The following is a 14,467-nucleotide window of genomic DNA, read 5'->3' on the forward strand; positions in this document are numbered from 1 at the left end:
GTGCGAGCACGGCCGCGGGAATTTCGCAGCAGCATTTAGGGTTCTCAGGCGATGAACTTCGCCGTGGAGGTCGTTGAAGGTGCGGATCCGGACGCGCTGGCGCTGGTCGAGCTGGCGCGGGATGGCGCGCGGCGGGAGCACCGGTTCGGGGCGGTCGCGGGTGCGGTCCGGACGATGGCGGCGCATCTGCATCAACAAGGGGTGCGGCGCGGCGACGTCGTGCTGACGCTGGTCGGCAACCAGCCGGACTGGGTCGTCGCGATGGTCGCGTGCTTCCGCCAGGGCTACGTCGTCCTGCCGTGCACGGAGCAGCTGCGACCCAAGGACCTTGCCTTGCGCCTGGAAGTCACGCGGCCGCGTGCGGTCGTCGCCGACGGGCGCAACGAGGCGGTGTTGCGCGAGGCCGGTTGGGATGGGCCGACGATCTGGGCGCCGGGCGTCATGGACTGGCCGGCGCCCGAGGCGCGGGCGGTACCAGCCCCCGCGGCGCTCGACCCACTGGACCCGTGCCTAATCACGTTCACGAGCGGCACCGCCGGCGAGCCAAAGGCCGTCCTGCACGGCCAGAAGTACCTCGACGGGCAACGCCTACAAGCTGAGCACTGGCTCAGCGCCCGCCCCGGTGACCTCGTCTGGTGCACCGCGGCGTCCGGCTGGTCCAAGAGCGCGCGCAACGTGTTCATCGCGCCGTGGCTGCGCGGCGCGGCGGCGCTCCTGCACGACGCGCGCTTCGACCCCGCCGAGCGCCTGGAGATCCTCGAGCGCGAGCGCGTCAACGTGCTGTGCATGGCGCCGACCGAGTACCGCGTGATCGCCAAGCGGGTCGAGTTGAAGGCCTTCCTCGACCTGCGCGGCCTCGTCGCCGCGGGCGAGGCGCTCAACCCCGAAGTCCTCCAACTCTGGCACGCCGCCACCGGCCTGGAGATCCGCGACGGCTACGGCCAGACCGAGACCGGCCAGATGACCGGCAACCTCGACGGTGAACCCGCCCGTCCCGGCTCGATGGGCCGCCCGCTGCCGGGCGTCAAGCTCTGGATCGAGGACGGCGAGCTGGTCGCCGACCCCGCCACCGTTCCGACGTTCTTCCTCAACTACATCGGCAACGAGCCGCCCACCGGCATCTGGCGCACCGGCGACCGAGTCCTACAGGACGACGACGGCTACCTCTTCTTCGAGGGCCGCACCGACGACGTCATCATCTCCGCCGGCTACCGCATCGGCCCCTTCGAGGTCGAGTCCGCGCTCGTCGCCCACCCCGCCGTCGCTGAAGCCGCCGTCGTCGCCGCACCCGACGACGAGCGCGGCTCGGTCGTCCGCGCGATCGTCGTCCTGCGCGAGGGCCACTCCTCCTCCGACGAGCTCGCGCGCGAGCTGCAGGACCACGTCAAGGAGTCGACCGCGCCCTACAAGTACCCGCGCATCGTCGAGTTCGCCGACGACCTGCCCAAGACGACCTCCGGCAAGATCCGCCGCGCGCTGCTGCGCGAAGACGCTCCGGGAAGCTGAGCGTTCTTGTGCAGACGGCGGCTCGGCACGTCGTCCCCGCCCGCCCCGTTCGACCGATGAACGACCCCACTCCCAACCCCCCGGAGGTTCATCATCATGTCGATTACTCGCACCATCGCGGCCGCCGCCGCGATTGCGTCCTCGCTCGCTGTCGCCGCACCCGTAACCTCGGCCTCGGCCCACGGCGGCAGCTCCAGCGTCCTGGAGTACAACAAGGTCACGACGATCTCCGGCTCGGCCGGCAACGACGGAACGACGTCGATGACCGGCTTCGTCGGCGCGCACGGCAGCCGTTACGTCTACGCCGACGAGGCGACGGGCGCGGTCAAGACCGAGAACGCGGTCTCGCCCCGGATCTGGAAGGCCTTCGACGCGTCGACCAACACCATCACGCTGCGCGACGGCTTCGACGAGCCGCTCGACCCGACGCCCGCCCAGGAGGCCAAGTACTTCCAGGACGGCGTCGCGAAGGGCTGCTACGTCAAGGTCGGCAGCGCCGACGGTATCGACCGCTACAAGATGGTCGACCAGCCGCAGCTGCCGTGCTCTGACGACCCGGCCACGCAGGAGACCGACCTGGTCGACCAGCGCACCGGCTACCTCGTCCAGCGCGTCACGACCAACGGCACGTTCAAGCAGGACACGCGCCTGACCTACACCCGCACCCACCACGGGCGCGGCGCGGCGAAGCTGCTGAAGCTCGCGCCGCACCCGGGCGCGAAGGTCATCGACGAGCGCTCCTAGCGCGCCGGAGCGTCGCCCGGCGCGGCGGCGGCCGACTCGGTCAGCCGCCGCGCCACGGCGCGCACCTCGTCGCGCAGCGCCTCCGGCGTGTGGACGACGAACGCGCAGCCGAGCCCGGCCAGCACCTCGGCGACCCAGCTCAGCGAATCGGCGCGCATGCGCAGCAGCGTGCCGCCGCCCTCGTCCTCGCTGAGCTCCGCGAGCCCCGCGGGCAGGCGCTCCGCGATCGCCTCCGCCGACGCGTCCAGCCAGACCTCCACCGCGTGCGCCCACGGCACGCGGGCCAGCGAGCGCGTCACCGCCGCTACCGCGTCGAAGCCCGCCGGTGGCGGCGCGGCCGGCGCGCTGAGGACGGCGTCGCTCAGCCGGTCGACCCGGAACGTCCGCGCCTCCCCGCTCTCGGCCGCCCGCGCGCTGACGTACCAGCGCCCGAAGTGCACGACGACGCCGAACGGATCCAGCTCGCGGCGCCGCGCTCCGCCGTTGGGCGGCGTGTAGGTCGCCGCGACGCGCCGGTGACGCAGCGCGCCGTCAGCGAGCACGAGCAGCGTCGCGCCGACCGGCGGGATCGTGGACGCGTCCACGTCGGTGAAGGCCACGACGCTCTCCAGCGCCTCGACCTGCCGCCGCAGCGTCGCCGGCAGCACCCGCCGGACCTTTGCCAGCCCTGGCTCTGCACCCGCCAACCCGAGCCGCCGGACCGCGAGCAGGCCGGCGACGACCGCGACCGCCTCGTCGTCGCCGAGCATCAGCGGCGGCAGCCGGTATCCAGGCGCGAGCCGGTAGCCGCCGCCGGCACCGCGCTGGCCCTCGACCGGGATGCCGAGCTCCTGCAACGCCTCGACATAGCGGCGCACCGTGCGGCCATCGACGCCCAGGCGCGCCGCGACATCGGCGCCGCCGACCGCCGGCGCGCTCTGCAGCAGCTCCAGGAACGCCAGCAGCCGTGTGGCGGGACGCGACATCGCACCGCAACCTTATAGGGCCGAAATGGACCTAAATCCGATCTAGCCTCCGCCACCCATGAGCCGCCTGAGCCCGATCATCACCGCCCGCCCCGCCGCCACCAACAACTTCGCCTTCCTCGCCGGCGGCGTCTGGGACGTCGCTAACCGCCGCCGCGACCCCGACGGCGTCTGGCAGGAGTTCGCCGCCACCTGCACGGTCTCGATGGCCGTCGACGACCTCGTCCAGATCGACCACTACGACGCCCCGGACTTCCCTGGCCGCGGCCACGTCAAGGCCGTCACCGTCCGGGCCTACGACGCCACGACCGAGCAGTGGTCGATCGTCTGGCTCTCCAACTACGCCGATCCCGACTGGCGCCCGATGGTCGGCGCCTGGGACGGCGACAAGGGCGACTTCCGCGCGACGATCGCCGACGCCGACGGCGCGGCGCTGGACGTGCGCTTCCGCTGGACCCGAGACGGCGACGACCTCGCCCGTTGGGAGCAGGCGTTCTCATCTGACGGCGGCGCGACCTGGGACTGGAACTGGACGATGGACCTGACGCGGCGGCCTGCCTAGCGCGACAACGCGCGCACGACCTCGGCGGCCGGCTTCGCCCGCCCGTAGTAGGTGAACAACCCCTTGGCGTTGATCCCCGGCACGAGCCGTAGCGACGGCATGGCGCGCCCGGCCGAGCCGCCGCCGAACGTGGGCGTCAGCGCGAAGTCCTGCAGCGCCCAGACCAACCACCCTGACAACCGCCGGTCGGCGCGCAGGGCGCGGAGCTGGTCGGCGATCAAGCGCGCCTGGTAGGTCTCGGAGCCGGGCGAGCCGGGCGCGTTCAAGGTGTTGGCCTCGGCCCCGAACTCGGTGAGCACGAGGACGCGGTCGCGGAAGATCGCGTGGGCGACGGCGAGGCGGCGGCTGAGGTTTGCGACGACCGCGCCGCGCGGCTCGCCGGGACGTTCGTACCAGCCCTCGTACATCGTGACGCCGAAGACGTCGATGTCGCGATAGAGCGGGCCGTCGTCGTCAGCGGGCAGCCCGCGGCCCCAGACGTCGAGCGCGACCGGACGGCCGGGATCGAGTGCATGAACAAGCCGCGCGGCCCGCTGGATGTAGGCCGCCTGCCCGCCGGCCGCGCCCTGGTGCGATGCCTCGTTGGCGAGGTTCCAGGCGAGTATCGACGGGTGCGTGCGGGTCTGCTCGACGCTGATGATGTCGCGGCGCAGAGCGACACGGCGGAGCGCCGGCGTCGTCGACGCCCACTTCCCCGGGCCCTCCATCGGGCCGATCTCCTGCCAGACGAGGACGCCGGCCGCGTCCAACCGCTCCAACAACGCCGGCGACAGCGGATGCTGCGCGCGCGTCGCGTTGGCACCGATCGCCCGCAGCCGCGCGACCAGGTTGTCCATGTCGCTCGGGCGCAACGCGGTGCCGCGCCCCGCCGCGTCCTCCTGGATCGACGCGCCGTGCAGCGTCACAACGCGCCCGTTGATCCTCAACTTCCCGCCGTCCCAGCGCAGCTCGCGCAGCCCGACGCGCTCGGTCCACCCCGCGCCGCCAGCGCGGAGGTGGAGCGTGTGAAGCGCGGGATGCGACGGCGACCACAGGTCTGGCCGCTCCACGCGGAGGCGTGCCCGTGCCACCCGGTCGGCGCCGACCGGGTCGAACGCGAGCGGCTCGCCGCCGAGCGTCCCTTCGACCCGCCCGCGGAGGCGTCCGCGCACGCGCACCGAGACGTCCACGAGCGCCGCGCCGCCACCGCGCGCCAGCCGCGTCACGATCGCGGGCGCCTCCAGCTCGACCTCGCCGACCGGCCGGATCGTCACCTCGCGCACGATCCCGCCGTAGTTGAACCACGCGCGATGCCAACCGGTCGCTTTCATCGCATCCGGGTCGCGCCAGTCGGCGCGCACGGTCAGCCGGTGCCGCCCTCGCGCCAGCGTCACCCGTGCCTCGAACGGCAGCGAGTCGCCCACATGTCGCGCCACCACGCGCCCGTCGACCCACACCGTCGCCCGGTGGTTGACCGCCTCGAACCGCAGCGCGTACCGCCCGCCGCGCACCGCGAACGTCGTCCGGTACGTCGCCACGCCGCCCGCGTAGGACGCCGCGGTCAAGGACCCCGCGTTGGGCGAGTACGGCACGTGCACGCGCCGCCGTCCGTCCACGGTCCAGACACCATCCAGCGCGCGCCGCCCGTCCGGCCCGCCCCACGTCATCGGAGGATGCTCCGGATCCACGCGTGCTGCGACGACCGCGGGCGCGTCCGGGCGTGCCTTCGCGCCCGCCACCAGTCCGGCGACGAGCGCGAACAGCGCGAGGGCAACCGTGCCCGCCTTCCACAGGCTCATCCACCCCGGAACGAGACGAGGACCGCCATGGTGGCGGTCCTCGTACGGACGATCCTCCGATCGCCCGCGGGAAAGGCCCTCTGGGCCGTTCCCGCAAGCCGACTTGGCCGCCCTCTAGGCGGTCAAGTCGGCCGCCATCTCGTCGAAGACCGCGATGTAGGCGTCGACGGACTCGTCGGTGTGGGTCACCGAGAGCGTCCACTCCTCCTCGCGGCCCGGCGTCATGAAGATGCCGCGGTTCATGTTGTACAACCAGGCCAGCTCGGCGATGGCGGCGTCCTGCTGGGCCTTGAAGGTCTCGTAGTCAATGACCTTGCTCGTCGCGAAGGTGACGCAGCCCTTGGAGCCGATGCCGACGCCGTAACCGGGCAGGTTGTACTTCTCGATGACGCCCTCGCAGCCGGCGAGGATGCGCTCGTTCAAAGCGTCGAGGTGCTCGTAGGCCTCCGGCGTCAACACCTCCAACAAGTTCGCGCGCGTCGCGGCCATGCCGAGCGGGTTCCCGTTGTAGGTGCCGACCTGGTAGACGGTGCCGTCCTCGACGACCTTCGCGAGCTCCTCGCTCATGCCGATCGCGCCCGACGGCAGGCCGCCGCCCAGCGCCTTGGCCAAGGTCACCATGTCGGGCAGGACGCCGTACTTCTCGGTCGCGCCACCGGGCGCCACGGTCAGGCCGGTCTTGACCTCGTCGAAGATCAGGACGATGCCGTGCTTCTTGGTGATCTCGCGAACGGCCTCGAGGTAGCCGTCCTCCGGGAGGACGACGCCGAGGTTCATCATCGCCGCCTCCATGATCACGCAGGCGGGCAGGCGGCCGTCGGCCTTGAGCTCCTCGATGCGGCGGTCCATCGAGTCCGCGTCGTTGAAGTGCACGGCGAAGACGTGGTCGACCGTCGACTGCGGGATGCCGCCGCCGTAGGCCAGCGAGACCGGGTGGTCGTGGTCGCCGATCTTGTCGTACTCGACGCCGATGGACACCATGACGGTGTCGTGGTGGCCGTGGTAGCTGCCGAAGATCTTCAGGACGTCGTCGCGGCCGGTCGCGGCGCGCGCGATCCGGATCGCGTCCATCGTCGACTCCGAGCCGGAGTTCGTGTAGCGCCACTTCGGCAGACCCCAGCGCTTGGCGAGCTCGTTGCCGACGACGATCGCGTCCTCGGTCGGCGCGGCGAAGTGCGTGCCGAGCTCGTAGCGCTCCTTGATCGCGGCGCCGATCGCCGGATGCGCGTGGCCCTGGACCATCGAGCCGAAGCCGTTGTGGAAGTCCCACATCTCGTTGCCGTCGACGTCCCAGACCTTCGGGCCCGCGCCGCGCTCGAGGTAGATCGGCCAGGGCTCACGGACCTGGTAGGAGGACGCAACACCCGAGGCGAGGTGCTCGTTGGCGCGCTTGAAGGTGTCGCCGCTGCCCTTGGTCGCCTCGTTGAGGCGCTGGGTCTCGCGCTCCGTCAGCTCGGCGATCCGGGTGCGGTCGATCGTGATGGGGTCAGCGTTTGCAGCCATGGTTCACCTGATGGTAGGGGTGGTCGGCACTCCTGTCTGGAGCCCCTTCACGCGTGCGGACTCCGGGTCGTACAACGGCTCCCGTGCGATTCGCGCGCCGACCCACGTTCCGAACACGTCGACGTCCACGCGGGTGTCCGGGGTGGAGTGGGCCGCCGGCACATAGGCGTACGCGATCGAGGCGTTCAGCGTGTACCCGTAGCCCCCGCTGGTCACGCGGCCGATGACCGCGCCGTCCAGCGCGACGGGCTCGTTGCCCAGGCAGACCGAGCGCGGGTCGTCGAGGACGAGGCAGACGAGCTTGCGCTCCGACTCAGCATCGAGCGCGTCCTGGCCGAGGAACGCGACATCCTCCGCGCCGCGCCGAACGCAGAACCCGAGGCCGGCCTCGTAGGGCGTCTGATCGGGCGTGATGTCCGCGCCCCAGACGCGATAACCCTTCTCCAAGCGCAGCGAGTCGATCGCGCGATAGCCGCCGGCGACCAGGCCATGCGGCTCGCCCGACTCCCACAGCGCGCGCCACAGCGCGGCGCCGTACTCGGTCGGCGCGTAGAGCTCCCAGCCGTACTCGCCGACGAACGTGACGCGCAGCGCGCGCACCGGGACGTCGCCGACGACGATCTCGCGCGTCGACATGTAGGGGAAGTCGAGCGGGTCGGGCGTGAGCGGCGCGAGGACGTCGTGCGCGCGCGGCCCCCAGAGCGCGAAGCACGCCCAGCGGCTCGTGGTGTCGGTGATCGTCACGGAGCCGTCGCGCGGCGCGTGCTTGGCGATCCAGGCGCGGTCGTGCTGGCCGAACGCGGTGCCGGTGACGATCTGGAAGACGTCCTGCGCCACGCGCGTGACCGTGAAGTCGCACTCGATCCCGCCGCGCGCGTTGAGCATCTGGGTGTAGGTGATGCGACCGACCTCGCGTGCGACGTGGTTGTCGCACAAGGACTCCAAGAACAGCGCGGCGCCCGGACCCGACACCTCCATCTTGCTGAACGAGGACTCGTCGAACAGCGCGGCGCGCTCGCGGCAGGCGCGGTGCTCGGCGCCGATCGCGGGCGACCAGTGGTGGCCGGCCCAGCCGCGGGGCCGCAGGTCGGGATCGGCGCCCTCGCCTGCCGCGTTGGACTCATACCAGTTGACCCGCTCCCACCCCGACTTCTCCCCGAACGCCGCGCCGTGCTCCTGGTGCCATGCGTAGTTCGACGACACCTTGAGCGGCCGCCCCGCCTGGCGCTCCTCGTTGGGGTAGTGGATGTCGTAGTAGGTCTCGTAGACCTCCTTGGTGCGCTTCAAGGTGTAGGACGGCGACCGGTACTGCGGGCCGAAGCGCCGGATGTCCATGCGCCAGAGGTCCATCTGCGGCTCGCCGGCGACGATCCACTCGGCCATCACCTTGCCGATCCCGCCTGCGCCCGCCAGGCCGTGCGCGCAGAACCCGGCGGCGACGAAGAGCCCGCCGACCGCGGTCTCCCCCAGGCAGAACTCGTTGTCGGGGGTGAACGCCTCTGGGCCGTTGATCAACTTGGTGACCTTGACGTCCTCCATCGCGGGCACGCGCGCCTTCGACGCCACCGCGATCTCCTCGAAGCGCGGCCAGTCCTCTTCGAGCAGGCGCCCGTTGAAGTCGGGCGGAATCGCGTCGACCAAGTTGTCGTCCAGCGCCCACGGCGCGCAGGCGCGCTCGTAGCCGCCCATGACCAGGCCGGCACCCTCCTCGCGGAAGTAGATGAGGTTGTCGGGATCGCGCAGCGTCGGGAGGTGCCAGGCGCCGTCCGTACGGTCCCGGAACGGCTGCGTGACGAGGTACTCGTGCGCCATCGGGACGATCGGGATCCGCACGCCCGCCAGGCGCCCCAGCTCCGCGGCGTACATGCCGCCGGCGATCACGACGCGCTCGCACTCGACGTCGCCCCACTGCGTGCGCACGCAGCACACGCGACCGTCCGGGCCCACGTCGATCCCGGTCACCCGCGTGTGGGTGAAGATCTGCACGCCGCCCTCGCGCGCGCCCTCCGCCAAGGCGTACGTGAGCTGCGACGGGTCCAGGTACCCGTCGGTCGGCAGATAGGACGCCACCCGCACGTCGTCCTCGACCATCAAGGGGAACTTCTCGCGCGCCTCGCCCGCGGAGATCGTCTCCAGCGGCAGCCCGAACGTCCGCGCCCACGCGACCTGCCGGTGGACCTCCTGCTCGCGCTCCGGCGTGCACGCCAGCCGGATCCCGCCGCACTCCACCCACCCGCAGTCGAGCGACCGGTACAACTCGACCGAGTACATCATCATGGTCGTCAGCGAGACCGACGACCGCAGCTGGCCGACCAGCCCGGCGGAGTGAAACGTCGAGCCCGACGTCAGCTCGTCGCGGTCGACGACGATGACGTCGCGTTCGCCCAACTGGGCCAGGTGGTAGGCGATCGACGCCCCGCCCACCCCGCCGCCGATGACGACGACGCGGGCGCGGTCGGGGAGCTCACGAGGTCGCGGCATCGCGCAGCCAGCCTTCGAATCGGGGATCGGCGGTGGTCGCCGCCAGGCGTCCGAGGTGCTTCTCGGAGTAGGCGGCGAAGTCGAAGTCCAGCTCGGAGATCGCCTGCTGGACCGTGCCCCAGAGCGCCTCGCGCACGTCGGACATCGCGCGCATCAGGCGCAGCGCGGCGAAGCGGCGGTCGGTCGCGGGCTCGTCCCAGTAGGCGGACAACAACGCGCGGTCGTCGGCCTCGGTGAAGCCGTTGTTGATGGACAGGTTGCCGAGGTCGAAGTAGCGGTCGCCCATCCCGGCGTACTCCCAGTCGACCAGCCAGACGCGCGTGCCGTCGCCCAAGATGTTGGCGTTGAGCAGGTCGTCGTGGCACGGGACGACCGCGTGCTCGGGATGGCCACGCACCGCGGTGGCGATCGTCTCGGCCAGGCGGGCGGCGTCCCATGCGGCCGGCATCGGCGTGACGCCGCGCTCGCGGGCCAGCGCCAGGTAGTCGCGGGCGATCTGCGGGACGTCGAAGCTGGTCGGCAGCGCGGGCGCGTGCTCGTGGAAGGCCCGCAGCGCCTTCGCCACCGCGGGCAGCACCGGCGGGTCGCGCAGCTGCGCGTCCGGGACCGGCGTGCCGGCGACGAACTGCGTCACCAGGCACGTGTGCTGGGGCAGGAACGCCAGAACGGCGGGCGCGACGTCGAGCTTGGCGGCCGCCTCGGTCGCGACGTGCTCGGCGGCGCGATCGATCCCGAGCAGCTCGGTCTCGGCGCCGGCGACGCGGATGACGACGTCGTGGTCGCCGAACGTGGCGCGGAAGTTGTGGTTGGTGATGCCGCCGCCCAGCGCGACCGGCGGCGCCGCGAGCGGGCCGAGGCGGTCCTGGACTGCGTCGATGACGGCGCGCGGCGGGGCCATACGTGGGGTGCCGCCCGCGACCCTAGAGCGGCCGAGGGTTTGCGGTCAATGGTGCGCTGCATATACCTTCGCGACATATGACGCTTGACGAGCTGCGCGCCGAGGTGGAAGCCGGACGAGTCGACACGGTGCTCCTGTGCCTGACCGACATGCAAGGCCGCCTCCAGGGAAAGCGGATGCACGCGAGGTTCTTCGTAGACGAGGTGGTCGAGCACGGCGCCGAGGCCTGCAACTACCTGCTCGCCGTCGACGTGGAGATGAACACGGTCGACGGCTATGCCATGTCCTCGTGGACGAAGGGGTATGGCGACTTCGTGATGGCGCCGGATCTCGACACGCTGGCGCTGGTCCCGTGGCTGGAGGGGACGGCGCTCTGCCTCGTCGACCTGCAGTGGCAGGACGGCTCCGACGTGGTCGCCTCCCCGCGCCAGGTCCTGCGCGCGCAGCTGGCGCGGCTGGCCGAGAAGGGCTGGACCGCCAACGCGGGCTCCGAGTTGGAGTTCATCTTGTTCGAGAACTCCTACGAGGACGCGTGGGACCGCGGCTACGTCGGGCTGACGCCGGCCAACCGCTACAACGTGGACTACTCGATCCTCGGCACGACGCGGGTCGAGCCGCTGCTGCGGTCGATCCGCAACGCGATGGCCGGCGCGGGGATGCGCGTGGAGGACTCCAAGGGCGAGTGCAACTTCGGCCAGCACGAGATCAACTTCCACTACAGCGACGCGCTGACGACGTGCGACCGGCACGTGGTGTTCAAGAACGGGGCCAAGGAGATCGCGGCCCAGCACGGGTCGTCGATCACGTTCATGGCGAAGTGGGACGAGCGCGAGGGCAACTCGTGCCACCTGCACCTGTCGCTGGCTGATGAGGACGGGAAGAACGTCTTCGCCGAGGATGACGCGTTGTTCTCGTCCTTCCTGGCGGGCGCGATCGCGGGGCTGAAGGAGCTGACGCTGCTGCTGGCGCCGAACATCAACTCCTACAAGCGCTTTGCGGCCGGGTCCTTCGCGCCGACCGCGGTGGCGTGGGGCAACGACAACCGGACGTGCGCCTTTCGCGTCGTGGGCCACGGGCCGGGCAAGCGCTTCGAGTGCCGTCTGCCGGGCGGCGACGTCAACCCGTACCTGGCGCTCGCCGGGCTGATCGCCGCGGGGCTGCACGGCGTGGAGCAGGGCCTGTCGCTCCCGCCCGCGTGCGAGGGCAACGCCTACACCGCCGAGGACGTCGACCACGTGCCGACGAACCTGCGCGAGGCGCGCGAGCTGTTCGCCGGATCCGAGATCGCGCGTACCGCTTTGGGCGAGGAGGTCGTCGCCCACTACCTCAACATGGCCGACGTCGAGCTGGCCGCATACGATGCGGCCGTCACCGATTGGGAACGAGTGCGCGGTTTCGAGCGCTTGTGAGATGAGCCTTTCCACGTCCAGCGACCTACCAACGTTCGAGACCGTCTTCGCGCCGGTGCGCTCCCAGACGGCCTTCGAGGAGACGCTGGAGCGCCTCGGGACCGCGATCAAGCTGGGGCTGCTGGCCCCGGGCGCGCGGCTGCCGGCCGAGCGCGAGCTGTGCACGCGGCTGGAGATCTCGCGCTCCACGCTGCGTCAAGCGTTGACGGCGCTGGCGCAGTCCGGCCATCTGCACGCGGTCCGCGGACGCGGCGGCGGGACGTTCGTCGCCGAGCGCCCACCGCCCGCGGATCCTCCGTCGCGGGGCGTGCTCGAGTCCTGGCAGGGCGCCTGCGACGTCCGGCTGGGCGTCGAGCTCGGCATCGCGGCGCTGGCCGCCGTGCGCGCGACCGAGGACGAGCTGGCGCCGCTGGACGAGCTCGTGACCGCGATGGACGACATGGCCGTCGACTTCCCCGGCTACCGCCAAGCCGACGTCCGCTTCCACATCGCGCTCGCCGAGTCGACCCGTTCTCCGCGGCTGGTCGCGCTGGCCACCGAAGCCCAGGGCCAGATGACCGACCTCATCTCCTACATCCCACACCCGCCGGAGATCCTGGAGCACGCCAACGCACAGCACGCGCAGCTGCTGACGCGAATCCGGGCGCGGGATGCGGACGGCGCGGTGCGGATCATGGCCGAGCATTTGCGCGGCACGGAGCTGGTGTTGGCGGGGCTCTTGCCGGGCGCTTCGGACTGAGCTGGCACGGGGTCGCTGAGAGCTGCACAAACGAGCTTTGAGCGACCCGCATCCCTCAAATCGGGATCCGGGTCGCGTTAGCCGGAATAGTTACGGATAACTCGACCCGGATCATCGCTTCGGCCCCGAACCCCGCCCCGAGGCGACGACGGATGACCACACCACAGCGGCTTCACACCCTCGAGGAGCGAAGAACCACCAACGCTAGGCGTCCTAGACTCAGCCGACCACATGGCCGAACGTCGCTCACCGAGCACGCAAGAGACCTGGGACGCGTTCTTCAGCGAGTTCTACCTGCACGTCCACGCAGCCGAGTCGCGGCGGGAGGCGGAGGCCGCGCGCGAGCAGGCACGGGCCGCCGCGGAGCTGGCCAGGACGCCTGAGGGCGGAAGCCTGCTCGACGTCCCATGCGGCTTCGGGCGCCACGCGATCCCCCTCGCCGAAGACGGGTTCGACGTCACCGGCGTCGACCGTGCGGCAGCGTTGCTGACCGAAGCCAAACGGCGCAGCGAGGCGCCGACGTGGGTCCTCGGCGACTACCGCGAGCTGCCGTTCGCCGACGGGACCTTCGACACCGCCATCAACCTGTACACCTCGCTCGGCTACCTCGGCGACGAGGGGGACACCGCCGTACTCGCCGAGATCGCGCGGGTGCTGAAGCCCGGCGGCCGGCTCGTCATCGAGACGATGCACCGCGACCTGCTCGTCCGGACCTTCGACGAGTCCGGCTGGCAGCTGCTTGGCGAGGGCCGCCTCCTGCTGGAGCAGCGCGCCTTCGACCCGATCGGCGGCATCGCCCAGGACACGCAGACGCTGATCGGCTCCGACGGCCGCCGCGAGTCCCAGACCTTCGCCACCCGCGTCTACTCGGCGACCGAGTTGGTGGCCATGGTCCGCGCGGCCGGCTTCGAGAAGGCCACCGCCTACGGCGACCTCGCCGGCGGACCGTTCGACACCAACACGCGCCTCGTGTTGGTCGCGCGGACGCCTCAGGACGCGGAGTAGGCGCTCAGGCCGCCATCGCCGCGTCGAGGCCGGCGCGCGCCTGCCCGCGGATCTTCGCCTGTAGCGGCGGCGCCCACCCGAGCAGCAGGCCGACCGGCCCGAGCGCCTGCTTGGCCCAACCGTGGAAGGAGAACTCGTCGCGGTGGTCGGCGATCAGCCCATCGCGGAACGCGAACGTCGCGCGCACGTCGTTGTGAACGCGACGTCCGGTCGTCGCGAACGTGTAGTCGGCCAGCCAGCGCGCGGTGCCGCGCTCGTCGTCGGCCTCGTGCTCGACCAGCTGGATCTCGAGGTCCTGGGCGCGACCGGTGAGCATCACCCACATGGCGCCCGGCTCGGCCCCGTGCAGGTCCTGGAAGACCGGGTCGTGGAAGTGCGCGTCGGGCGTGTAGGCGGCGGCCATCGCCGCGCCGTCGCGCTGCGCGAACGCGCCGTAGAAGCGCTGGATCAACTCGTCGTTGGGATGGCTCATCTCAGTCTGCTCCTAGTCCCGTGGGGTCGGCCGGTACGTCGACGCCGTGCTCGCGCAGCGCCTCCAGCGGCACGAGCTCCAGCGCGCGCTCGTGCGTCGAAGCCAGGACGACGTAGGCCGCCGCCCCGTCCTCGTAGGCGCGCAGCCAGTTGACCGCGGTCACGCACCAGCGGTCGCCCGGGATCAGCCCGGGGAACCGGTACTGCGGCATCGGCGTCACGAGGTCGTTGCCGATCGAGCGCTGGTGCTCGAGGAACTCGGCGGTGACGACCGCGCAGATCGTGTGCGAGCCGAGATCTTCGGAGCCGGTGTTGCAGCACCCGTCGCGGTAGAAGCCGGTCAGCGGATCGGTCCCGCAGGGCTCCAATGGCCCGCCCAGGACGTTGCGCTCCTCGGAGGTCACGG

Annotated in this window: 13 protein-coding genes; 6 read left to right on the forward strand and 7 right to left on the reverse strand. The window is 71.4% G+C overall.

The window, feature by feature from the left end; translation table 11 throughout:
- Positions 1–51 precede the first annotated feature (51 nt).
- Positions 52–1,506: an acyl-CoA synthetase gene (locus ACT01A_RS06735; RefSeq protein ID WP_445151473.1), complete on the forward strand. Its 1,455-nt coding sequence runs from the start codon at positions 52–54 to the stop codon at positions 1,504–1,506.
- 96 nt (positions 1,507–1,602) lie between these two features.
- Positions 1,603–2,250 (forward strand): hypothetical protein, encoded by a 648-nt coding sequence (locus ACT01A_RS06740; protein ID WP_445151474.1) that lies wholly within the window; start codon positions 1,603–1,605, stop codon positions 2,248–2,250.
- Here the strand turns inward: ACT01A_RS06740 and ACT01A_RS06745 are convergent.
- The gene (locus ACT01A_RS06745; protein ID WP_445151475.1) at positions 2,247–3,215 is read right to left on the reverse strand and encodes a helix-turn-helix transcriptional regulator; all 969 of its coding nucleotides are present in this window, start codon (positions 3,213–3,215) and stop codon (positions 2,247–2,249) included. The two genes, ACT01A_RS06740 and ACT01A_RS06745, sit on opposite strands and share 4 nt — an antisense overlap.
- Positions 3,216–3,273: 58 nt before the next feature.
- Here ACT01A_RS06745 and ACT01A_RS06750 point away from each other — a divergent pair, with 58 nt between their 5' ends.
- Positions 3,274–3,777, forward strand: coding sequence for a DUF1579 domain-containing protein (locus tag ACT01A_RS06750; RefSeq protein ID WP_445151476.1), 504 nt, complete (start codon positions 3,274–3,276; stop codon positions 3,775–3,777).
- On the opposite strand, the gene ACT01A_RS06755 is transcribed toward ACT01A_RS06750, so the two are convergent.
- The 4 genes from ACT01A_RS06755 to ACT01A_RS06770 form a co-directional block, all read right to left on the reverse strand.
- Complete coding sequence (locus ACT01A_RS06755; RefSeq protein WP_445151477.1) at positions 3,774–5,555, reverse strand: glycoside hydrolase family 2 protein; 1,782 nt, start codon at positions 5,553–5,555, stop codon at positions 3,774–3,776. The two genes, ACT01A_RS06750 and ACT01A_RS06755, sit on opposite strands and share 4 nt — an antisense overlap.
- Positions 5,556–5,669: 114 nt before the next feature.
- The gene (locus ACT01A_RS06760) at positions 5,670–7,058 is read right to left on the reverse strand and encodes an aspartate aminotransferase family protein (RefSeq protein ID WP_445151478.1); all 1,389 of its coding nucleotides are present in this window, start codon (positions 7,056–7,058) and stop codon (positions 5,670–5,672) included.
- 3 nt (positions 7,059–7,061) lie between these two features.
- Positions 7,062–9,539 (reverse strand): GcvT family protein, encoded by a 2,478-nt coding sequence (locus ACT01A_RS06765; protein ID WP_445151479.1) that lies wholly within the window; start codon positions 9,537–9,539, stop codon positions 7,062–7,064.
- Positions 9,523–10,437, reverse strand: a complete 915-nt coding sequence (locus ACT01A_RS06770) for a phosphotransferase (RefSeq protein ID WP_445151480.1) — start codon at positions 10,435–10,437, stop codon at positions 9,523–9,525. Before ACT01A_RS06770 ends, ACT01A_RS06765 begins: the two co-directional genes overlap by 17 nt.
- Before the next feature lie 77 nt (positions 10,438–10,514).
- Here ACT01A_RS06770 and ACT01A_RS06775 point away from each other — a divergent pair, with 77 nt between their 5' ends.
- From ACT01A_RS06775 to ACT01A_RS06785, 3 genes are all read left to right on the forward strand, one after another.
- Complete coding sequence (locus ACT01A_RS06775) at positions 10,515–11,846, forward strand: glutamine synthetase family protein (protein WP_445151481.1); 1,332 nt, start codon at positions 10,515–10,517, stop codon at positions 11,844–11,846.
- A 1-nt stretch (position 11,847) separates the two neighbouring features.
- Complete coding sequence (locus ACT01A_RS06780; protein WP_445151482.1) at positions 11,848–12,585, forward strand: FadR/GntR family transcriptional regulator; 738 nt, start codon at positions 11,848–11,850, stop codon at positions 12,583–12,585.
- A 231-nt stretch (positions 12,586–12,816) separates the two neighbouring features.
- Positions 12,817–13,590 (forward strand): class I SAM-dependent methyltransferase, encoded by a 774-nt coding sequence (locus tag ACT01A_RS06785; protein WP_445151483.1) that lies wholly within the window; start codon positions 12,817–12,819, stop codon positions 13,588–13,590.
- A 4-nt stretch (positions 13,591–13,594) separates the two neighbouring features.
- Here ACT01A_RS06785 and ACT01A_RS06790 read toward each other — a convergent pair whose 3' ends face one another.
- Together ACT01A_RS06790 and ACT01A_RS06795 are read right to left on the reverse strand one after the other, a co-directional pair.
- On the reverse strand, positions 13,595–14,062 hold the full coding sequence (locus ACT01A_RS06790; RefSeq protein WP_445151484.1) for a nuclear transport factor 2 family protein: 468 nt from the start codon (positions 14,060–14,062) through the stop codon (positions 13,595–13,597).
- Between the two features lies 1 nt (position 14,063).
- Complete coding sequence (locus ACT01A_RS06795) at positions 14,064–14,465, reverse strand: DUF2237 family protein (RefSeq protein ID WP_445151485.1); 402 nt, start codon at positions 14,463–14,465, stop codon at positions 14,064–14,066.
- Between the last annotated feature and the right edge of the window lie 2 nt (positions 14,466–14,467).

The organism is Baekduia sp. Peel2402 (assembly GCF_052567285.1).

Excerpts from the sequence above, each read along its gene's own strand:
- ACT01A_RS06735 (WP_445151473.1), top strand. The coding sequence starts at position 52 with ATGAACTTCGCCGTGGAGGTCGTTGAAGGTGCGGATCCGGACGCGCTG.
- ACT01A_RS06740 (WP_445151474.1), top strand. The coding sequence starts at position 1,603 with ATGTCGATTACTCGCACCATCGCGGCCGCCGCCGCGATTGCGTCCTCG.
- ACT01A_RS06745 (WP_445151475.1), bottom strand. The coding sequence starts at position 3,215 with ATGTCGCGTCCCGCCACACGGCTGCTGGCGTTCCTGGAGCTGCTGCAG.
- ACT01A_RS06750 (WP_445151476.1), top strand. The coding sequence starts at position 3,274 with ATGAGCCGCCTGAGCCCGATCATCACCGCCCGCCCCGCCGCCACCAAC.
- ACT01A_RS06755 (WP_445151477.1), bottom strand. The coding sequence starts at position 5,555 with ATGAGCCTGTGGAAGGCGGGCACGGTTGCCCTCGCGCTGTTCGCGCTC.
- ACT01A_RS06760 (WP_445151478.1), bottom strand. The coding sequence starts at position 7,058 with ATGGCTGCAAACGCTGACCCCATCACGATCGACCGCACCCGGATCGCC.
- ACT01A_RS06765 (WP_445151479.1), bottom strand. The coding sequence starts at position 9,539 with ATGCCGCGACCTCGTGAGCTCCCCGACCGCGCCCGCGTCGTCGTCATC.
- ACT01A_RS06770 (WP_445151480.1), bottom strand. The coding sequence starts at position 10,437 with ATGGCCCCGCCGCGCGCCGTCATCGACGCAGTCCAGGACCGCCTCGGC.
- ACT01A_RS06775 (WP_445151481.1), top strand. The coding sequence starts at position 10,515 with ATGACGCTTGACGAGCTGCGCGCCGAGGTGGAAGCCGGACGAGTCGAC.
- ACT01A_RS06780 (WP_445151482.1), top strand. The coding sequence starts at position 11,848 with ATGAGCCTTTCCACGTCCAGCGACCTACCAACGTTCGAGACCGTCTTC.
- ACT01A_RS06785 (WP_445151483.1), top strand. The coding sequence starts at position 12,817 with ATGGCCGAACGTCGCTCACCGAGCACGCAAGAGACCTGGGACGCGTTC.
- ACT01A_RS06790 (WP_445151484.1), bottom strand. The coding sequence starts at position 14,062 with ATGAGCCATCCCAACGACGAGTTGATCCAGCGCTTCTACGGCGCGTTC.